The organism is Cupriavidus sp. 09_S30 (genome assembly GCF_056930435.1).
In genome coordinates this window covers 1,243,903-1,258,899 of the sequence record NZ_JBXOWI010000002.1, presented here as the reverse complement: position 1 = coordinate 1,258,899, position 14,997 = coordinate 1,243,903, and the positions used below count along the sequence as shown (strand labels likewise).

At 69.4% G+C, this 14,997-nt stretch carries 9 protein-coding genes; 8 read left to right on the top strand and 1 reads right to left on the bottom strand.

The genetic code is table 11. The features are described from left to right. The first annotated feature begins 281 nt into the window (after nucleotides 1-281). The 7 genes from bcsD to AC1Z3O_RS25740 all read left to right on the top strand — a co-directional run bounded on the left by bcsD (nucleotide 282) and on the right by AC1Z3O_RS25740 (nucleotide 12,521). On the top strand, nucleotides 282-737 hold the full coding sequence (gene bcsD, locus AC1Z3O_RS25770) for a cellulose biosynthesis protein BcsD (protein WP_483518796.1): 456 nt from the start codon (nucleotides 282-284) through the stop codon (nucleotides 735-737). A 77-nt stretch (nucleotides 738-814) separates the two neighbouring features. Then, on the top strand, nucleotides 815-1,492 hold the full coding sequence (gene bcsP / locus AC1Z3O_RS25765) for a cellulose biosynthesis protein BcsP (protein WP_483518794.1): 678 nt from the start codon (nucleotides 815-817) through the stop codon (nucleotides 1,490-1,492). Continuing rightward, nucleotides 1,489-2,262, top strand: coding sequence for a cellulose biosynthesis protein BcsQ (gene bcsQ, locus AC1Z3O_RS25760; RefSeq protein ID WP_483518793.1), 774 nt, complete (start codon nucleotides 1,489-1,491; stop codon nucleotides 2,260-2,262). Before bcsP ends, bcsQ begins: the two co-directional genes overlap by 4 nt. Nucleotides 2,263-2,336: 74 nt before the next feature. Then, nucleotides 2,337-4,487, top strand: a complete 2,151-nt coding sequence (bcsA, locus tag AC1Z3O_RS25755; protein WP_483521998.1) for a UDP-forming cellulose synthase catalytic subunit — start codon at nucleotides 2,337-2,339, stop codon at nucleotides 4,485-4,487. A 95-nt stretch (nucleotides 4,488-4,582) separates the two neighbouring features. Beyond that, nucleotides 4,583-6,922 (top strand): cellulose biosynthesis cyclic di-GMP-binding regulatory protein BcsB, encoded by a 2,340-nt coding sequence (bcsB, locus tag AC1Z3O_RS25750; protein ID WP_483518791.1) that lies wholly within the window; start codon nucleotides 4,583-4,585, stop codon nucleotides 6,920-6,922. Beyond that, nucleotides 6,922-8,199, top strand: coding sequence for an endoglucanase (locus AC1Z3O_RS25745; RefSeq protein WP_483518789.1), 1,278 nt, complete (start codon nucleotides 6,922-6,924; stop codon nucleotides 8,197-8,199). Before bcsB ends, AC1Z3O_RS25745 begins: the two co-directional genes overlap by 1 nt. Then, on the top strand, nucleotides 8,175-12,521 hold the full coding sequence (locus AC1Z3O_RS25740; protein ID WP_483518787.1) for a cellulose biosynthesis protein BcsC: 4,347 nt from the start codon (nucleotides 8,175-8,177) through the stop codon (nucleotides 12,519-12,521). The genes AC1Z3O_RS25745 and AC1Z3O_RS25740 overlap by 25 nt, the downstream gene beginning before the upstream one ends. A gap of 58 nt (nucleotides 12,522-12,579) precedes the next feature. Here the strand turns inward: AC1Z3O_RS25740 and AC1Z3O_RS25735 are convergent, their stop codons facing one another. Continuing rightward, complete coding sequence (locus tag AC1Z3O_RS25735) at nucleotides 12,580-14,145, bottom strand: ATP-binding protein (RefSeq protein ID WP_483518785.1); 1,566 nt, start codon at nucleotides 14,143-14,145, stop codon at nucleotides 12,580-12,582. A 227-nt stretch (nucleotides 14,146-14,372) separates the two neighbouring features. Here AC1Z3O_RS25735 and AC1Z3O_RS25730 point away from each other — a divergent pair, with 227 nt between their 5' ends. Further along, the gene (locus AC1Z3O_RS25730; RefSeq protein WP_483518783.1) at nucleotides 14,373-14,978 is read left to right on the top strand and encodes a response regulator transcription factor; all 606 of its coding nucleotides are present in this window, start codon (nucleotides 14,373-14,375) and stop codon (nucleotides 14,976-14,978) included. Nucleotides 14,979-14,997 lie beyond the last annotated feature (19 nt).

Sequence of the window (14,997 nt, the reverse complement as noted above, 5' to 3'; positions counted from 1 at the left end):
GTCATCGAGGCAAGGCCGGGGACATTCCAGTCTAACATCGATTCCGGATGCATCTTATCGGCCGCAACCCTGGCTCCGTTCGCGCGATTTTATCAGACCGATCTCACGATTTTCCCCGCTCTTTCGGGGGGTTGTTGCCAGAATGGGACAATGCTATCAGACAAATGTTATCGATCCCGTGCAGGGGCCTGCAAAGCACTTGCTTCGAGACCGCAAGAGATATGAAAATCCAACATTCATTCAATAAGAACTATCTGTAGCTAAAAATAGGAAAATACTGGGTGACCTTGTCCTCGCTTCAATACCTGACGGAACGCCATTGCTCTTCGCAATGGCGTGATGTTCTTGGCGCTTTTGCATCCGAACTCGGCGATACGCTCGATGTAGCGAGCCTGCGTGAGTTGATGCGCCGGGTCGGCGCGCGCTTTGCCGCCCGGTTCGACCTGGGCCAATGCGATACGATCGCCGACCTGGAACAGGCGCTGACGCAGGTGTGGCTGCGCACGGATTGGGGCTGGACCCAAATCGAGGACAATGGGGAGACTCTGACCATCCATCACCATTGCGCTCCACTGCGCACGGCGCTTGGCGAGTCTGCCGATGCCTGGTCGCCCGGGTTCCTGGAAGGCGCGTACCAGCATTGGTTCCGTGCCCTGGGGTCATCCGACGCCCTGGCCCTGACCCAGGTGACGCAGATCGACGCCACGGGCACGGTCGCCTTCCGCTTCGGACGCTGAATGGATGGGGTGACCGGCGCTGGCGCACCACAGACGTCTGCGGTGCCGCGCCGAGTTCCTTTGACCAGCCAAAGAACATGAGCCAGTCCGACGATCTGACCAAATTATTCAAGCGATTCGGTGGCGACTCCACGTCCTACCGCGAGATAACCCGCAGCGAGAGTGCGCAACAGGCACGCGCGCGCTGGCCGCTGCTGTCCGCCGTGCAGGCGGACCGCCCCGAGGAAGTGCCTCCGGTGGCCCTCGGCGAACTGGCCGGCGGCCCGCTAAGGCACGCCTCGACGCCTCAGCCGACGCCCCAGCTAGCGCCTCAATCGGTTTTGCCGCTGCCGGTGCGCACCGCAGGCGTGCCGCCGGCGGGTGGGCCGTCCCCCATGCCAGCGCCGAAGCCCGCTGCGGCCACGCCGGCTGCGCCGGCCGCGCTTGCGCCCCTTACCGCACCGCAAGCCGCCCACGCCATGCAGGCGCACGCTGCCGCGCCCGCCCCGGCCAAGCTGACGCTCCAGCAAAGGCTGGCGGACATGACGGTGCCACCGCCGCCGCCCGCTCGTGTGCCGGCACCCGACTTCGTCGCGCCACCGCAGCCGGCCCAGTTCACCACCGCCATGGCGGCCGCGTCAGCCGGTGCCGCCAGCGCGGCGGCCGGCACGGAACTCAGCCGGGTCTTTGCGCGCCTGGAAGGCCGTAGCGCAGATCCCGCCACCGAGCGCGCGCAATTGCGCCGCTCCTTGCTTGACCGGTTGAAACGCCCATGAAGGTCGTTTCCGTAGTATCGGCCAAGGGAGGCGTCGGCAAGACCACCCTGTCCGCCAATCTCGCGCAGGCCCTGGCGCTGGCGGGGCAACGCGTGTTCGCCATCGACCTCGACCCGCAGAACGCGCTGCGCCTGCATTTCGGCATGCCGCCCGATCAGATCGACGGTCACGCGCGGGCCACGCTGGCCGGGCAACCCTGGCATGAAAGCGTGTTCCAGGGGCGCTCGACGGTGCAGGTGCTGCCCTTCGGCGCACTCAACGAAAGCGACCGCTCCAACTTCGAACAACGGCTCAGCAACGAACCCGGCTGGCTGCGCTCGCACCTGGGCCGGCTCGGCCTGGGCTCCGGGGATGTCGTCATCGTCGACACACCGCCCGGTCCCTCGCCCTACATGCGGCAGGCCCTGTCCTGCGCGCAGGTGTGCGTCGTCGTGACGCTGGCCGATGCCGCCTCCTATGCCACGCTGCCGCTGATGGAGGACCTGATCCAGACGTACTGCGAGGGCCGCCCCGACTATCTGGGCCATGCCGTGGTGGTCAACCAGGTCGACGTCAGCCGCCAGCTTGGCAAGGACGTGCTGCAGGTGCTGCGCCAGCAGTTCGGTGACCGGCTGCTCGGCGTGGTGCATCGCGACGAGGCCGTGGCGGAGGCGCTGGCCTTCGACCGCAGCGTGCTCGAATACAACCCTCACAGCCAGGCCACGCAGGACCTGCAACGCTGCGCCGGGTGGTTGCGCCAGGCGCTTGGCGCCCATGGAGTCATCGCATGAAACGCCAGGCCACCGCACCCGCGGCCGCCGGGGCTGCATCGCGCCCAGGGCCGTTCCATCGCCTCTCCGGGCGCATGAAGCGATTCGGCAACGACTTCGTCGCCCTGCGCCTATGGGACCATGCCGCCGCGCGCGCGGCGGCCTTCGTCCTGGCGCTGTTGCTGTTCCTGCTGGTCGTGACGGTGCCGCTGGACTTCTGGCAGCAGGTCGGGTTCGCCGCTGCTTGCTTCGTCATGGCGGTATGGCTGAACCGGATCCAGGGACGGCTGTCGACGCTGATCATGGTCGTGCTGTCGATGTCCGCCTCGAGCCGCTACATGTACTGGCGCCTGACGGAGACCATGGGCTTCACCCACTGGACGGACATGGCCTTCGGCACCGGCCTGGTGCTCGCCGAACTGTATGCCTTCGCGGTGCTGATGCTGGGCTACTTCCAGACCGCCTGGCCGCTCAAGCGCAAGCCGGTGCCCATGCCCGAGGACACCACGAGCTGGCCGACCTTGGACATCTTCATTCCCACCTACAACGAGCCGCTGTCGGTGGTGAAGCCGACCGTGTTTGCCGCCATGTCACTCGACTGGCCGCCGGACAAGATCCGCGTGTATGTGCTGGACGATGGCCGGCGCGACGAATTCCGCGCCTTCTGCGAGAAGGTCGGCGTCACGCACCTCACCCGCGACAACAACCATCACGCCAAGGCCGGCAACATCAACGAGGCGCTCAAGAAGACCGACGGCGAGTATGTCGCCATCTTCGACTGCGACCACATCCCGACGCGCTCCTTCCTGCAGATCTGCATGGGCTGGTTCCTCAAGGACCGCAAGCTCGCCATGCTGCAGACGCCGCACTACTTCTTCTCGCCCGACCCGTTCGAGAAGAACCTGCGCACCTTCCAGGAAGTGCCCAATGAAGGCGAGCTGTTCTACGGCCTGGTCCAGGACGGCAACGACCTGTGGGACGCCACCTTCTTCTGCGGCTCCTGCGCCATCATCCGCCGCGCGCCCCTGCTCGAGGTCGGCGGCATCGCGGTGGAAACCGTGACCGAGGACGCGCACACCGCGCTCAAGCTGCACCGCAAGGGCTATGGCACGGCCTACCTGGCCATCCCGCAGGCCGCCGGCCTGGCAACGGAAAGCCTGTCGGGCCACGTGGGCCAGCGCATCCGCTGGGCACGCGGCATGGCGCAGATCTGCCGGGTGGACAACCCGCTGTTCGGCCCCGGGCTGTCGCTGCCGCAGCGCCTGTGCTACCTGAACGCGATGCTGCATTTCTTCTATGGTCTGCCGCGCCTCGTGTTCCTCACCGCACCGCTGGCCTACCTGCTGTTCGGCGCGCACGTGATCCAGGCTTCCGCGCTGACCATCGCCATCTTCGCGCTCCCCCACCTGCTGCACGCCAACATGACGAACTCGCGCGTGCAAGGGCAATTCCGCCACTCCTTCTGGGCCGAGGTCTACGAGTCGGTGCTGGCCTGGTACATCATGCGGCCGACGCTGGTCGCCTTCATCAACCCCGCCGCGGGCAAGTTCAACGTGACGCCGAAAGGGGGCGTGATCGAGGAGGCCTACTTCGACTGGATCATCTCGCGCCCCTACCTCGTGCTGCTGCTGTTCAACCTGCTGGGCATGGTGGCAGGCGTGATGCGCCTGTTCGTCTGGCATGAAGTCGAGACCACCACCGTGGTGCTCAACCTGATTTGGACGGTGTACAACCTGATCATCCTGGGCGCCTCGATCGCGGTGGCGACGGAGACGCGGCAGATCCGCGAATCGCACCGCGTGGCGATGCGCCTGCCCGCTTCGTTGCGCCTGGCCAACGGCAACATCGTCGCCTGCGAGACGAGTGACTTTGCCGAAGGCGGACTGGGCCTCAAGTTGCCGCCCGGCTGCGAAGTCAAGCAGGGCGACGCGGTCGTGGTGTCGCTCTACCTGCAGGACGACGAGCACGCCTTCCCCGGCCGCGTGGTCTTCCACGGACGGTCCCACACCGGACTGGAACTCGATGAGATGACGCCGCGCCAGGAAATGGAGTTCGTGCAGTGCACGTTCGCGCGCGCCGATGCCTGGATCGATTCCTGGGGCCGCAAGCGCCCCGACGCGCCGCGGCTGGCGGCACGGCAGATCCTGCAGATCGGCATGATGGGGTTCCAGAATGTGATGTTCCATCTCGGACGCGAATTGCGCCGCCTGCTGCGCAGGCCCGAGCCGCAGACGCCGGCGCACTGAAGCCGGCACGCTCGCCGCGTCCCAGGCGCCGGCCGCCCCGGGCGGCCGGCGCTCCCAAACACAACGGAAGTCAGGAACAGAAAGAGACACCCTTGATGACGACTCGACGCCCATCCGACGCGCACGCGCAACGACGCGCGCGGCCCGCCCGCCTGAGCGCCGCACTGGCACTGGCCCTCTTGGCAGCCACGCCCGCCGGCGCCCAGCGCCAGTCCGTGCCTGCCGCCGCGCCCCAGTCGCCAGCACAGGCCCAGGTCGCCGACGGCGCCGCTGCGTCGATGGGGCCGCGCGCCGCCTCGCAGCAGGTCAGTTTCACGCTGAAGCAGCTCGGCGCCGACCACCCCTTCCAGCTTCGCGGCGTCGACGGCGTCAACGGCGTCCCCTTCTCCGTGCGTGCGGACCAGGTGGTCACCGGCGCCCGGCTCAAGCTGCGCTATACCTATTCCCCGGCGCTGATCCCCGCGTTGTCGCATATCAATGTGATCGTCAACGGCGAGGTCGCCGCCACGCTGCGGGTGCCCAAGGAGCAGGCGGGCACCACGATCGAGCGCGAGATCACGATCGAGCCGCGGCTGATCACTGAATTCAACCGCCTCAACCTGCAGCTCATCGGCCACTACACCACCGAGTGCGAAGACCCCTTCCACTCCAGCCTGTGGGCCACGGTCAGCAATGACAGCGTGCTGGACCTGACGGTCACCCCGCTAGGCATGGCCAATGACCTCTCGCTGCTGCCGCTGCCATTCTTCGACCGGCGCGACGTGCGCCGCATGACGCTGCCCTTCGTCTTCGCCGGCGCGCCCTCGCCGTCCACGCTGGAGGCCGCAGGCGCGGTCTCGTCGTGGTTCGGGGCACTGGCCGGCTACCGCGGCGCCGCGTTCCCGGCCGCGCTGAACCAGGTACCGGCTGCCGGCAATGCGGTGCTCTTCGCCACCGCCGACGAGCGCCCCGCCGGCGTCTCGCTGCCGCCCATCTCCGGCCCGACCGTGGCCATTGTGCCCAATCCCGGCGATGCCAACGGTAAGCTGCTGCTGGTGATGGGCCGCGACAGCGCGGAGCTGAAGAAGGCGGCCCAGGCCCTGACGCTGGGTTCGCGCGCACTGTCCGGCAGCACCGCCACCATCACGCAGATCGACCAGATCGCGCCGCGCCAGCCCTACGATGCCCCGAACTGGCTGCGCACCGATCGTCCGGTGCGCTTCGGCGAGCTCGCCGACACGCGCGACCTGAACGTCTCGGGCTACAACCCGGATCTGGTGCGCATCAACCTGCGCTTGCCGCCCGACCTGTTCGACTGGCGCGGGCATGGCGTGCCGATCGACCTGAAGTACCGCTACACGCCGCGGCCGGTGCTGGACAAGTCCACGCTGAACGTCAACGTCAGCGGACGCTTCCTGCGCGCCTTCCCGCTGCGCGCGGTCAAGGACCAGCAGGGCCGCGTCACGCAGTTGCTGGAGAGCGTGCTGCCCGACGGCTCGATTCCCGAGACCGCCCACATCAGGCTGCCGCTGTTCCAGTTGCCGGCGCAGTCGCAGCTGCAGTTCCACTACTACTACGACTACCTCAAGCAGGGCGCCTGCAAGGACGTGCTGATCGACAACGTCAAGGGCGCCATCGATCCGGATTCGACCATCGACGCATCGGGCCTGCCGCATTTCATCGCCCTGCCCGACCTGGCCGTGTTCGGCAACAGCGGTTTCCCGTTCACCCGCCTGGCCGACCTGTCCGAGACCGCGGTGGTGCTGCCGGACAAGCCCGGCCCCGAAGATTACACCGCCTTCCTGACGCTGCTCGGCCGCATGGGCGAATCGACCGGCTATCCGGCCACCGGCCTGACGGTGACGGGGGCCGCCCAGGTCCAGAGCGTCGCCTCGCGCGACCTGCTGGTCGTGGGCACGCCGCAGAACCAGCCGCTGTTCAGCAGCTGGGCCGACCACATGCCAATCGGCCTGGGCCCCAACGAGAGGCGCTTCACGCTGACCTCGATCTACTCGACACTGCTGGGCTGGTGGAACGGTGCCGAGCTGTCGCGCAACCGTAACGTCGCCGCCCGCCTGTCCGTCAACAGCAACGGCAGCGAGGCCGCGCTGGCCGGTTTCGAATCGCCGCTGCAGAGTGGGCGCAGTGTCGTTGCCGTGATCGGCAACACGCCGCAAGGCCTGCAAGCGATGACCGAGGCCCTGCTGACACCGGAACAGCTCGCCCAGGTGCAAGGCAGCCTGGCGCTGCTGCGGGGCAAGACCGTCGACAGCCTGGCCGCGCAACAGAACTACTTCGTCGGCCGCCTGCCGCCGTGGACCTATGCGCACTGGTGGCTGTCCAAGCGGCCTTACGCCCTGGTGCTGATGATAGGTTTGTCCGCCCTGCTGCTCGGCGCCATGCTGTTCCTGACACTGCGTGCCCGCGCGGCGCGGCGCAAGGGAGGCGAGGCCTGATGCGGCAACCCCCGCAACTGTCTCGACTGCGCCGGCGCCTGCTCGGGTGGTGCGGCGCGCTCGGCGCCTCGCCGCTGCTCGCCGCCCTGCCGCTGCGGGCGCGCGCCGCCGCGCCCGCCTGCGACTGGCCGCTGTATCGCCAGTTCCTGGCCCGTCTCGTGCAGGAAGACGGCCGCGTGATCGATCCCTCCACGCAAGAGCAGCACAGCACCTCGGAGGGACAGTCCTACGGCATGGTGTTCGCGCTGATCGCCAATGACCGCGCCACGTTCGACCGCATGTGGCAATGGAGCGTGGCCAACCTCGGTGCCGGCGACCTCGGCAACAAGCTGCCGGCCTGGCGCTGGGGGCGCCGCAGCGACGGCTCCTGGGGCGTGATCGACGCCAACTCCGCATCCGACGCCGACCTCTGGTTCGCCTACGCCCTGCTGGAGGCCGCGCGCCTGTGGAAGCAGCCGCGCTACGCCGAGGCGGCCCGCGCGCTGCTCAAGCAGATCGCTGCGCAGGAAGTCACCACGCTGCCGGGCTTCGGCACGATGCTGCTGCCCGGCCCACAGGGCTTCGTCTCCGGCGGCCAGAAGGACGCCGCAAAGGATGATGGCAAGGGCGACGTTAAGGCCGACGGCAAGGCCGGCAGCAAGAACGTCGAGCCGCGCCAATGGCGCCTCAACGCCAGCTACCTGCCGGTGCCGCTGCTGCGCCGCCTGGCCGCCGCCGACAGCGCCGGTCCCTGGGCCGCGCTGCCCGCCCAGACGGGCCGCTTCGTCGCGGCGGTGACCAAGCAGGGCATCGTGCCCGACTGGTCCGCGTACCGCAGTGCGGACGGCTTCATCACCGATCCCGTCAAGGGCGACGTCAGCAGCTACGATGCCATCCGCGTCTACCTGTGGTCGGGCATGACGCCGCGCGCCGACGCCGCCGGCCGTGTCATTCAGCAGGCGCTGGCGCCGCACGCCCAGCGCATGGCTGCGCGCACCGTGCCCCCCGAGCGCATGCACGCCGACAGCGGCGCGCTCGAAGGCGAAGGCCCGCCCGGCTTCTCGGCCGCGCTGCTGCCCTTCCTGGGCGCAGCCGGCTCGCCCGGGCTCGCGGCGCAGCGCGCCCGAGCCCAGGCACTGAACGACCCGGCGGCCCAGCAGCGCTCGCCGGCAAGCTATTACGACACCGTACTCGGACTGTTCGGCCTCGGCTACGACGAAGGCCGCTACCGGTTCGCACCCTCGGGACAACTAGAACTGCAGTGGGAAAAAGCATGTCGAAGCGCAGCAGCGAAATGAGGCGTCAGAAGACCCGCCGGCACGATGGCGCGGCTATGGCAGGCGGCGCCCAGGCGCGGCCGGCCGCACGCTCGCTGCTGCTCGGCCTGATGGCCATGTGGGCGGTCGGTGCCGCCGCGCAAGAAGATCCGGTCAAGCTGCTGACCGACCAGGGCAAGTTCTGGCAGGCGCGCGGCCGCAGCGACCGCGCCATCGAAGCCTGGCAGAAGATCCTGCGCCTCGACCCGAACCAGCCCGACGCCCTCTACGGCATGGGCGTGGCGGAACTCGAAGCCGGCCGCGCCGACAGCGCGCGCGGCTATCTCGAGCGGCTGCGCAAGGCCAAGCCGGACTCTCCGCTGGTCGGCCGCCTGGACCAGGCCATCCGCGGCGGCGGCAGCGCGGGCACGCGCCAGCAAGTGGAGCAGGCGCGCCAGCTCGCCCGTGCCGGCCAGTCCGAGGAAGCCGTCAAGCGCTACCAGAAGGCTGCCGGGGATGGGGTCCCGCAAGGCGACCTGGCGCTGGAGTACTACCAGACGCTGGGCGGCACCGCCCAAGGCTGGGAGCAGGCTCGCAAGGGCCTGGAGCAACTGGTGCGCGACAACCCCGGCGACGTGCGCGCCCAGCTCGCGCTGGCGCAGCACCTGACCTACCGCGAGAACACGCGCCGCGATGGCATCCGCCAGCTCGAAGCCCTTTCCAAGCGCGCCGACGTCGGCAGCCAGGCCAGCGAGAGCTGGCGCCGCGCGCTTACCTGGCTCGGCGGCCGCCCGGCCGATGCGCCGCTGTTCCAGGCCTGGCTGGCCACCCACCCGGACGATGCCGCCGTGCGCGCCAAGCTCGACGCTATCGCGCGCGAGCAAAAGCAGCAGCAGGCCGCCCGTGCCGAAGGCCCTGTGGCCGATCCGGTGCGCAAGCAGGTGCAGGAAGGATTCCGCGCGCTGGATGCCGGCAATCTCGAAAGCGCCGACGCCAGCTTCCGCAATGCACTGGCCCAGCGCCCCGGCGATGCCGACGCGCTGGGTGGCATGGGCGTGCTGCGCCTGAAACAGGAGAAGTTCGCGGAAGCCTCCGACTTCTTCGAGCAGGCCGAGCGCCATGGTGCCGGCGCACGCTACCGTGGCGCGCGCAACAGCGCGAACTACTGGATGCTGATGGAGCAGGCGACCGCCGCGCGCGAAGCCGGCAACCGCGCGGAAGCGCGCAAGCTGCTCGAGCGCGCCACCAAGCTCGACGCCAACCAGCCGGCGGCCCAGGTGGCCCTGGCCGACGTGCTCGCCACCGACGGCCAATATGCCGCGGCCGAGGCGGGCTACCGCCGCGTGCTGCGCCAGCAGCCCGACAATCCGGATGCCACGCGCGGCCTGGTCGACGTGCTGGCAGCGCAGAACAAGAGCAAAGAAGCGCTGGCCGTGGTGGAACGGCTCACCCCGCAGCAACAGGACAAGGTGGGCTCGCTCGGCAAGCTGCGCGCCGAGCAGGCCCGCATCCAGGCCCGCGAGGCGCTCGCCCGCGGCGACACCGCGGCGGCGCGCCGCGCCATGGAAGACGCCATGGCGGCCGATCCGACCGATCCGTGGGTGCGGCTGGAGGTGGCGCGCGCCTATGTCGCCATGGGCCAGCCCGAGCAGGCGAGTGGCGTCATGGATGGCCTGCTGATGTCCAACCCCGACCAGCCCGATGTGCTGTTCGCCAGTGCGCTGCTGGCCGCCGAGACCGGACGCTGGCAGAGCGGCCTCGACGCGCTGGAACGCATCCCGCCGCAGAACCGCACGCGCGACATGGGCAACCTGCAGCGCCGCCTGTGGGTGCATGCCGAGGCCGACCGTGCCAGTGGCCTGGCCGCCTCCGGCCAGCAGGCGGCTGCCCTCAACGTACTGCAGCAGGCCGAGCGCTATGCCCAGCGCGATGCCGACCAGCTCGGCGCGCTGGCGCTGGCCTACGCCGATGCCGGCGACGAGACCCACGCGCTGTCGTTGATGCGCTCGGTGATCGGCCGCACGGCTAAGCCCGACGTCGGCGTGCAGCTTCAGTACGCCGCCATCCTGCTCAAGACCAAGCAGGACGTGGAACTCGCCGGGCTGCTGCGCCAGCTCGCCAACTCTCCGATGAACGCGGCGCAGCGGCGCGACTATGACTCGCTGCGCACGGCCTACATCGTGCGCCAGGCAGACCAGCTCACCGAGGCCAATGACCTGGTCGCCGCCTATGACACGCTGGCCCCGGCACTGTCGAGCCGCCCGGGCGATCCCGCCGTGCGCGCCAGCCTGGCGCGCATGTACTCCAAGGCCGGCGAGGACCAGAAGGCGCTGACGCTGTATGAAGGCCTGATCGAGAAGGACCCGCGTAACCTCGACCTGCTGCTTGCCGCCGTCGGCACGGCCGGCGCGGCCAAGGAGTTCAGCCGCGGCGAAGCCATCCTGCAGATGGCGCTGGCGCAAGCCCCCAAGTCGCCACGCGTGCTGACCGAAGCCGGCCGCTTCTACCGCGCCGAAGGCAAGCCGACCAAGGCGATGGACTACTTCCGCGCCGCGGTGGCTGCGGAAAACACCGCCGCCGCGCAAGCCAGCGCCACGACGCCCGGCCTGCCGGCCCGCCCCGGCTCCGGCTTCGACCGCGTGCCTGGCAACCCCTTTGTCGGCCTGCCCGGGCAGCGCACCACTTCGCAGCTGCCGGCCCCAGGCTCGAGCGCGCCCTATCCGCACATGCCCGCGCCGGTGGCCGCGGCCGCACAGCCGATGATGCTGCCCGCGTCGCTGCCGGCCGCGCCCCTCGCCCAACAGCCCTACGCGCAGCCCTATATCCCGGTGCCGCAGCAGCAGGCGGTGCAGCAGGCGGCGCCGGCACCGGCGGACTACTACCCGGCGCCAGGCGCCGCCGGCGCCCGTCCCGCCCCGGCCAGCCGGACCGCCAGCACGCGCGCGCCGGCTGCCGTGCCAATCGCCACCGGATACGCGGTACCAGCGGCGCCGGCCGCCGCCGCGCCGCTGCCCGCCTATGCCTCGCCGGCCCAGGCCTACGCGGCCGCCGCGGCCGCGCCCCAGCCGGTTACCGTGCCGGCGCGCCAGCCGGTCGGCGCCCAGTCGCGCCTGCCCTGGATGGCCGAGAGCGACTACGTGCCGGATACCAATACACCGCGCACCGCCCAGCAGGAACTGCAGGATCTCGAACAGCAACGCAGCCCGCTGCTGGCCGGCGGACCGATGCTGCGCGGACGCGGCGGCGACTCCGGCATGAGCCAGCTGATCGAGACGCAGGTGGTCGCGGAAGCCAAGATGGCTGCCGGCAACGGCAAGCTGGTCGCGCGCGTCACGCCGGTCTCGCTCGACGCCGGCTCGGTCGGCACCGACTACAACTCGGCCTTTCGCTTCGGCGCCGGCCCGCTGGTGGCCCTTTCCGGCGCCCCGGCCGGCTCGCAGAGCGCGTTCGGCGCGGCCGTGGGCGTCGCCTATGAGTCGGAGCGTGTCAATATCGACGTCGGCTCGACCCCGCTGGGCTTCCAGTACGCGGACATCAACGCCGGCGCCAAGGTGAGCCTGCCGGTCTCGCAGCGCACCTCGCTGTCCCTGTCCGCATCGCGGCGCCCCGTCACCGACAGCGTGCTGTCCTACGCCGGGGCGCAGGATGCGCGCGCGGGGCTGCGCTGGGGCGGCGTGATGAACAGCAGCGGCCGTGCCGACCTGGGCTGGGACGACGGTACGCTCGGCATCTACGGCTACGGCGGCTACGGCCTGCTGACCGGCCACAATGTGGAGCGCAACACCCGCTGGGAAGGTGGTGGCGGCTTCTACATCCGGCTGATCGACACGCCCGAGAAGCGCTGGATGGGCGGGATCAACTTCACCTCGATGGGCTACGACCAGAACCTGCGCTTTTTCACCTTCGGCCAGGGCGGCTACTTCAGTCCGCAGCGCTATTTCGCCGTCACCTTGCCGATGTCGCTGTCCGGCCGCAGCGGCAAGATCGCCTACCACGTCCGTGGCGCGCTCGGCGTCCAGTCGTTCACCGAAAACGACTCCAACTTCTTCCCGACCAACGCCGCGGCGCAATCCGCGGCAAACGCCGCGGTGGCCAGCGCGCACGCGGCCAACCTGACCAGCGCCACCAGCGCGGTGTATCCGGGCCAGTCCAAGACGGGCCTGGCCTACAACCTGGTGGGGTCGGTGGAGTACCAGGCCAGCCAGCAAATGGTCGTCGGCGGCCTGCTCGGCCTCGACAATGCGCGCGACTACCGGCAGTGGTACGCCGGCCTGTACCTGCGCTATGCGCTGCAGCGCCAGACGGGTCCGCTGCAGTTCCCGCCCACGCCGCCGCAATCCGCGGTCGCTCCGCTGCCTTTCTAGGCCCGGGCGTCAGCTTGCTCGGCTCGCAGTTCGGGCTGGCCGGCACCCTCGCCGGCGACTATTCTGCCGCGGGCGCCGGATGTTCCGCCCGCGGCAGCACCACCGTGAAGCGCGAGCCGCGCCCCTCCTTGCTGTCCACCGCGACCCTGCCCTGGTGCAGGTCGACCACCAGCTTGACCAGGTAGAGCCCGACGCCGGCCCCGACCGTGCCGGCCACGTTGGCGCCGCGCACATAGCGCTCGAACAGGTGGCCGACGTCGCTCTCGGGAATGCCGATGCCGCGGTCATCCACCGACACGGTGAAACCATCGGGCCCGCTGTCGATGCGCACGCGCACCGGCGACTGCGCGGGCGAGTACTTGATGGCATTGCCCACGAGATTGCTGAAGGCCTGGAACAGCAGGCGAGGATCGCCACGCACGTACTGTGGCGCGGCAGCGTCGAACCCCTCTTCGATGCGCGCGGCAGGCGAGCTGTCGCGATGCATCTCGCAGACCTCGTGCAACAGCTGCGGCAGGGAGAAGTCCTCGCTCTGCGGCACCGCCATCGCCACGCTATCCATCAACTGCGACGAATCGAGCAGCCTGTCGATCAAGCTGGTCATGCGCTGCACGGCGCTCCGTATCTTGCCGCAGCGCTCGGCCAGCATCTCGGCGGTCGGCGGCTCGCGCATGCGCATCAGCCGCTGCGCGTGGCCGTCGATCACATTGAGCGGCGTGCGGAATTCGTGCGAGGCCATCGAGACAAAGTTGCGCTGCAACTCCGCCATGCGGCGCTCGTTGGCCAGCGTTTCCTCCAGCCTGGCCGTCTGCGCCGCCAGCACGCCCTTGCTGCGCTCGAGTTCCTGCGTGTTGTCGCGGAAGCGGACCACCGCGCGCGCAATGTCGCCGATCTCGTCCTGGCGCTGGGCGCCGGGGATGTCCACGTCCGGATCATTGTCGGAGATCCGGTGCATGCGCTCCACCAGGCGGGCAATCGGCGTCGACACGGCGCTGACGAGGTAGGCGACCGCCGCCACCGCCAGGCACAGCGAGATCAGGATGGCACCGGCGATCAGCCGGCGCGCCTCGGCATAGGCCTGTGCCTCGCGTTCGGTCGCTTCCGCCGCGCCCGTCACGTTGCGCTCGGTCAGCACCGACAGGGTGCTGTTGGCGGCATCGAAGGCGCGACGCGAATCGCCGTGGTACAGCTGGATGGCGCCCGCGGCATCGCCTTTGTGCACCAGCTCGCTGACACGCAGCGCCATCTGCCGGTAGTTGGCCCACTCCTGCGTGAACTGCTGGAACAACGCCGTTTCCGTCTGATCGTGCTCGACGCTGCCGTAGCGGGCCTCGCCGCGCCCGACCACTTCGTCCAGCCGGGCAATCTCCTGTTCCGCGGCGCGCAGGTCCGCGTGCGTGGCGGCGATCAGCAGGTCGCCTTCGCTGCCGCGAAAATCCGAGATGTAGTTGTTCAGATCCCCTAGAATACGGTTGCTTTGCAGCCAATGCCCGCTGATTTGGGCGGATACGCTATGAAAGCTGGCCAGCCGGTCGATGCTGAACACGCCGACGCCTGCCACCAGCAGCAGGAAAAGCACGAACACCAGCGACAGCCGGACCCGGATCGGCCGCAGCAGCGGCATGCCGGCACGCCAACCGGCGCCGGCGTGCCGGCGAGCAGCGCGCCGCGGTGGGGTGACTGGCGCCCCGTCGGGTGCCGGACTGAGATGCTTCATAGGATACGCATGATGAAATCTGCCTGTCTGGGCCAAGGTGGCGTGCCAGCCGCGTCGCTTATGTTGCTTACGTCGCTTACGTCGCTTACGTCGCTTACGTCCGCTAGGCCGCACCGCCATCCGGGGAGCCAGCGTTGAGCGCCGCCCGCCGCAAGATCCTCTGCATCGAGGACGATCCCGAGACCGCCGGGCTGATTGCCGAGGAGCTGGTGGACCGCGGCTTCGCCGTCGATATCGCCCACGACGGCCAGCAGGGCCTTGCCGCCATCCTGCGCGACGCCCCGGACCTTGTGCTCTGCGATGTGAGTATGCCAGTGATGACCGGCTTCGAGTTGCTGGAACGGGTGACGGCGCTGGCGCCCCGCTTCGCCGACATGCCCTTTATCTTCCTGACGGCGCTGGCCCAGCGCGAAGCGGAGCTGAAGGGGCGCCGGCTGGGCGCCGACGACTACGTCACCAAGCCGGTCGATTTCGACATCCTGGCCAGCATCGTCGAGACCCGCCTCGCGCGCGTGGCGCGTACCCGCGCCACCCTGCCGGCCGTGCACCTGAGCGAGCGCGAGATCGAAACCCTGGTGTGGTCGGCACGCGGCAAGACCTCGGGCGAGATCGCCACCATCCTCGGCCTGTCCAAGCGCACCGTGGACTTCCACATCGACAACGCGCGCGAGAAGCTGGGCGTCGCCACGCGCATCGAAGCCGTCGTCAAGGCGGCCTCGGCGGGGATCATCAAGCCCTGAGTCCGGCACCCCGCCGACG

Excerpts from the sequence above, each read along its gene's own strand:
- bcsP (WP_483518794.1), top strand. The coding sequence starts at position 815 with ATGAGCCAGTCCGACGATCTGACCAAATTATTCAAGCGATTCGGTGGC.
- bcsQ (WP_483518793.1), top strand. The coding sequence starts at position 1,489 with ATGAAGGTCGTTTCCGTAGTATCGGCCAAGGGAGGCGTCGGCAAGACC.
- bcsA (WP_483521998.1), top strand. The coding sequence starts at position 2,337 with ATGAAGCGATTCGGCAACGACTTCGTCGCCCTGCGCCTATGGGACCAT.
- bcsB (WP_483518791.1), top strand. The coding sequence starts at position 4,583 with ATGACGACTCGACGCCCATCCGACGCGCACGCGCAACGACGCGCGCGG.
- AC1Z3O_RS25745 (WP_483518789.1), top strand. The coding sequence starts at position 6,922 with ATGCGGCAACCCCCGCAACTGTCTCGACTGCGCCGGCGCCTGCTCGGG.
- AC1Z3O_RS25740 (WP_483518787.1), top strand. The coding sequence starts at position 8,175 with ATGTCGAAGCGCAGCAGCGAAATGAGGCGTCAGAAGACCCGCCGGCAC.
- AC1Z3O_RS25735 (WP_483518785.1), bottom strand. The coding sequence starts at position 14,145 with ATGCCGCTGCTGCGGCCGATCCGGGTCCGGCTGTCGCTGGTGTTCGTG.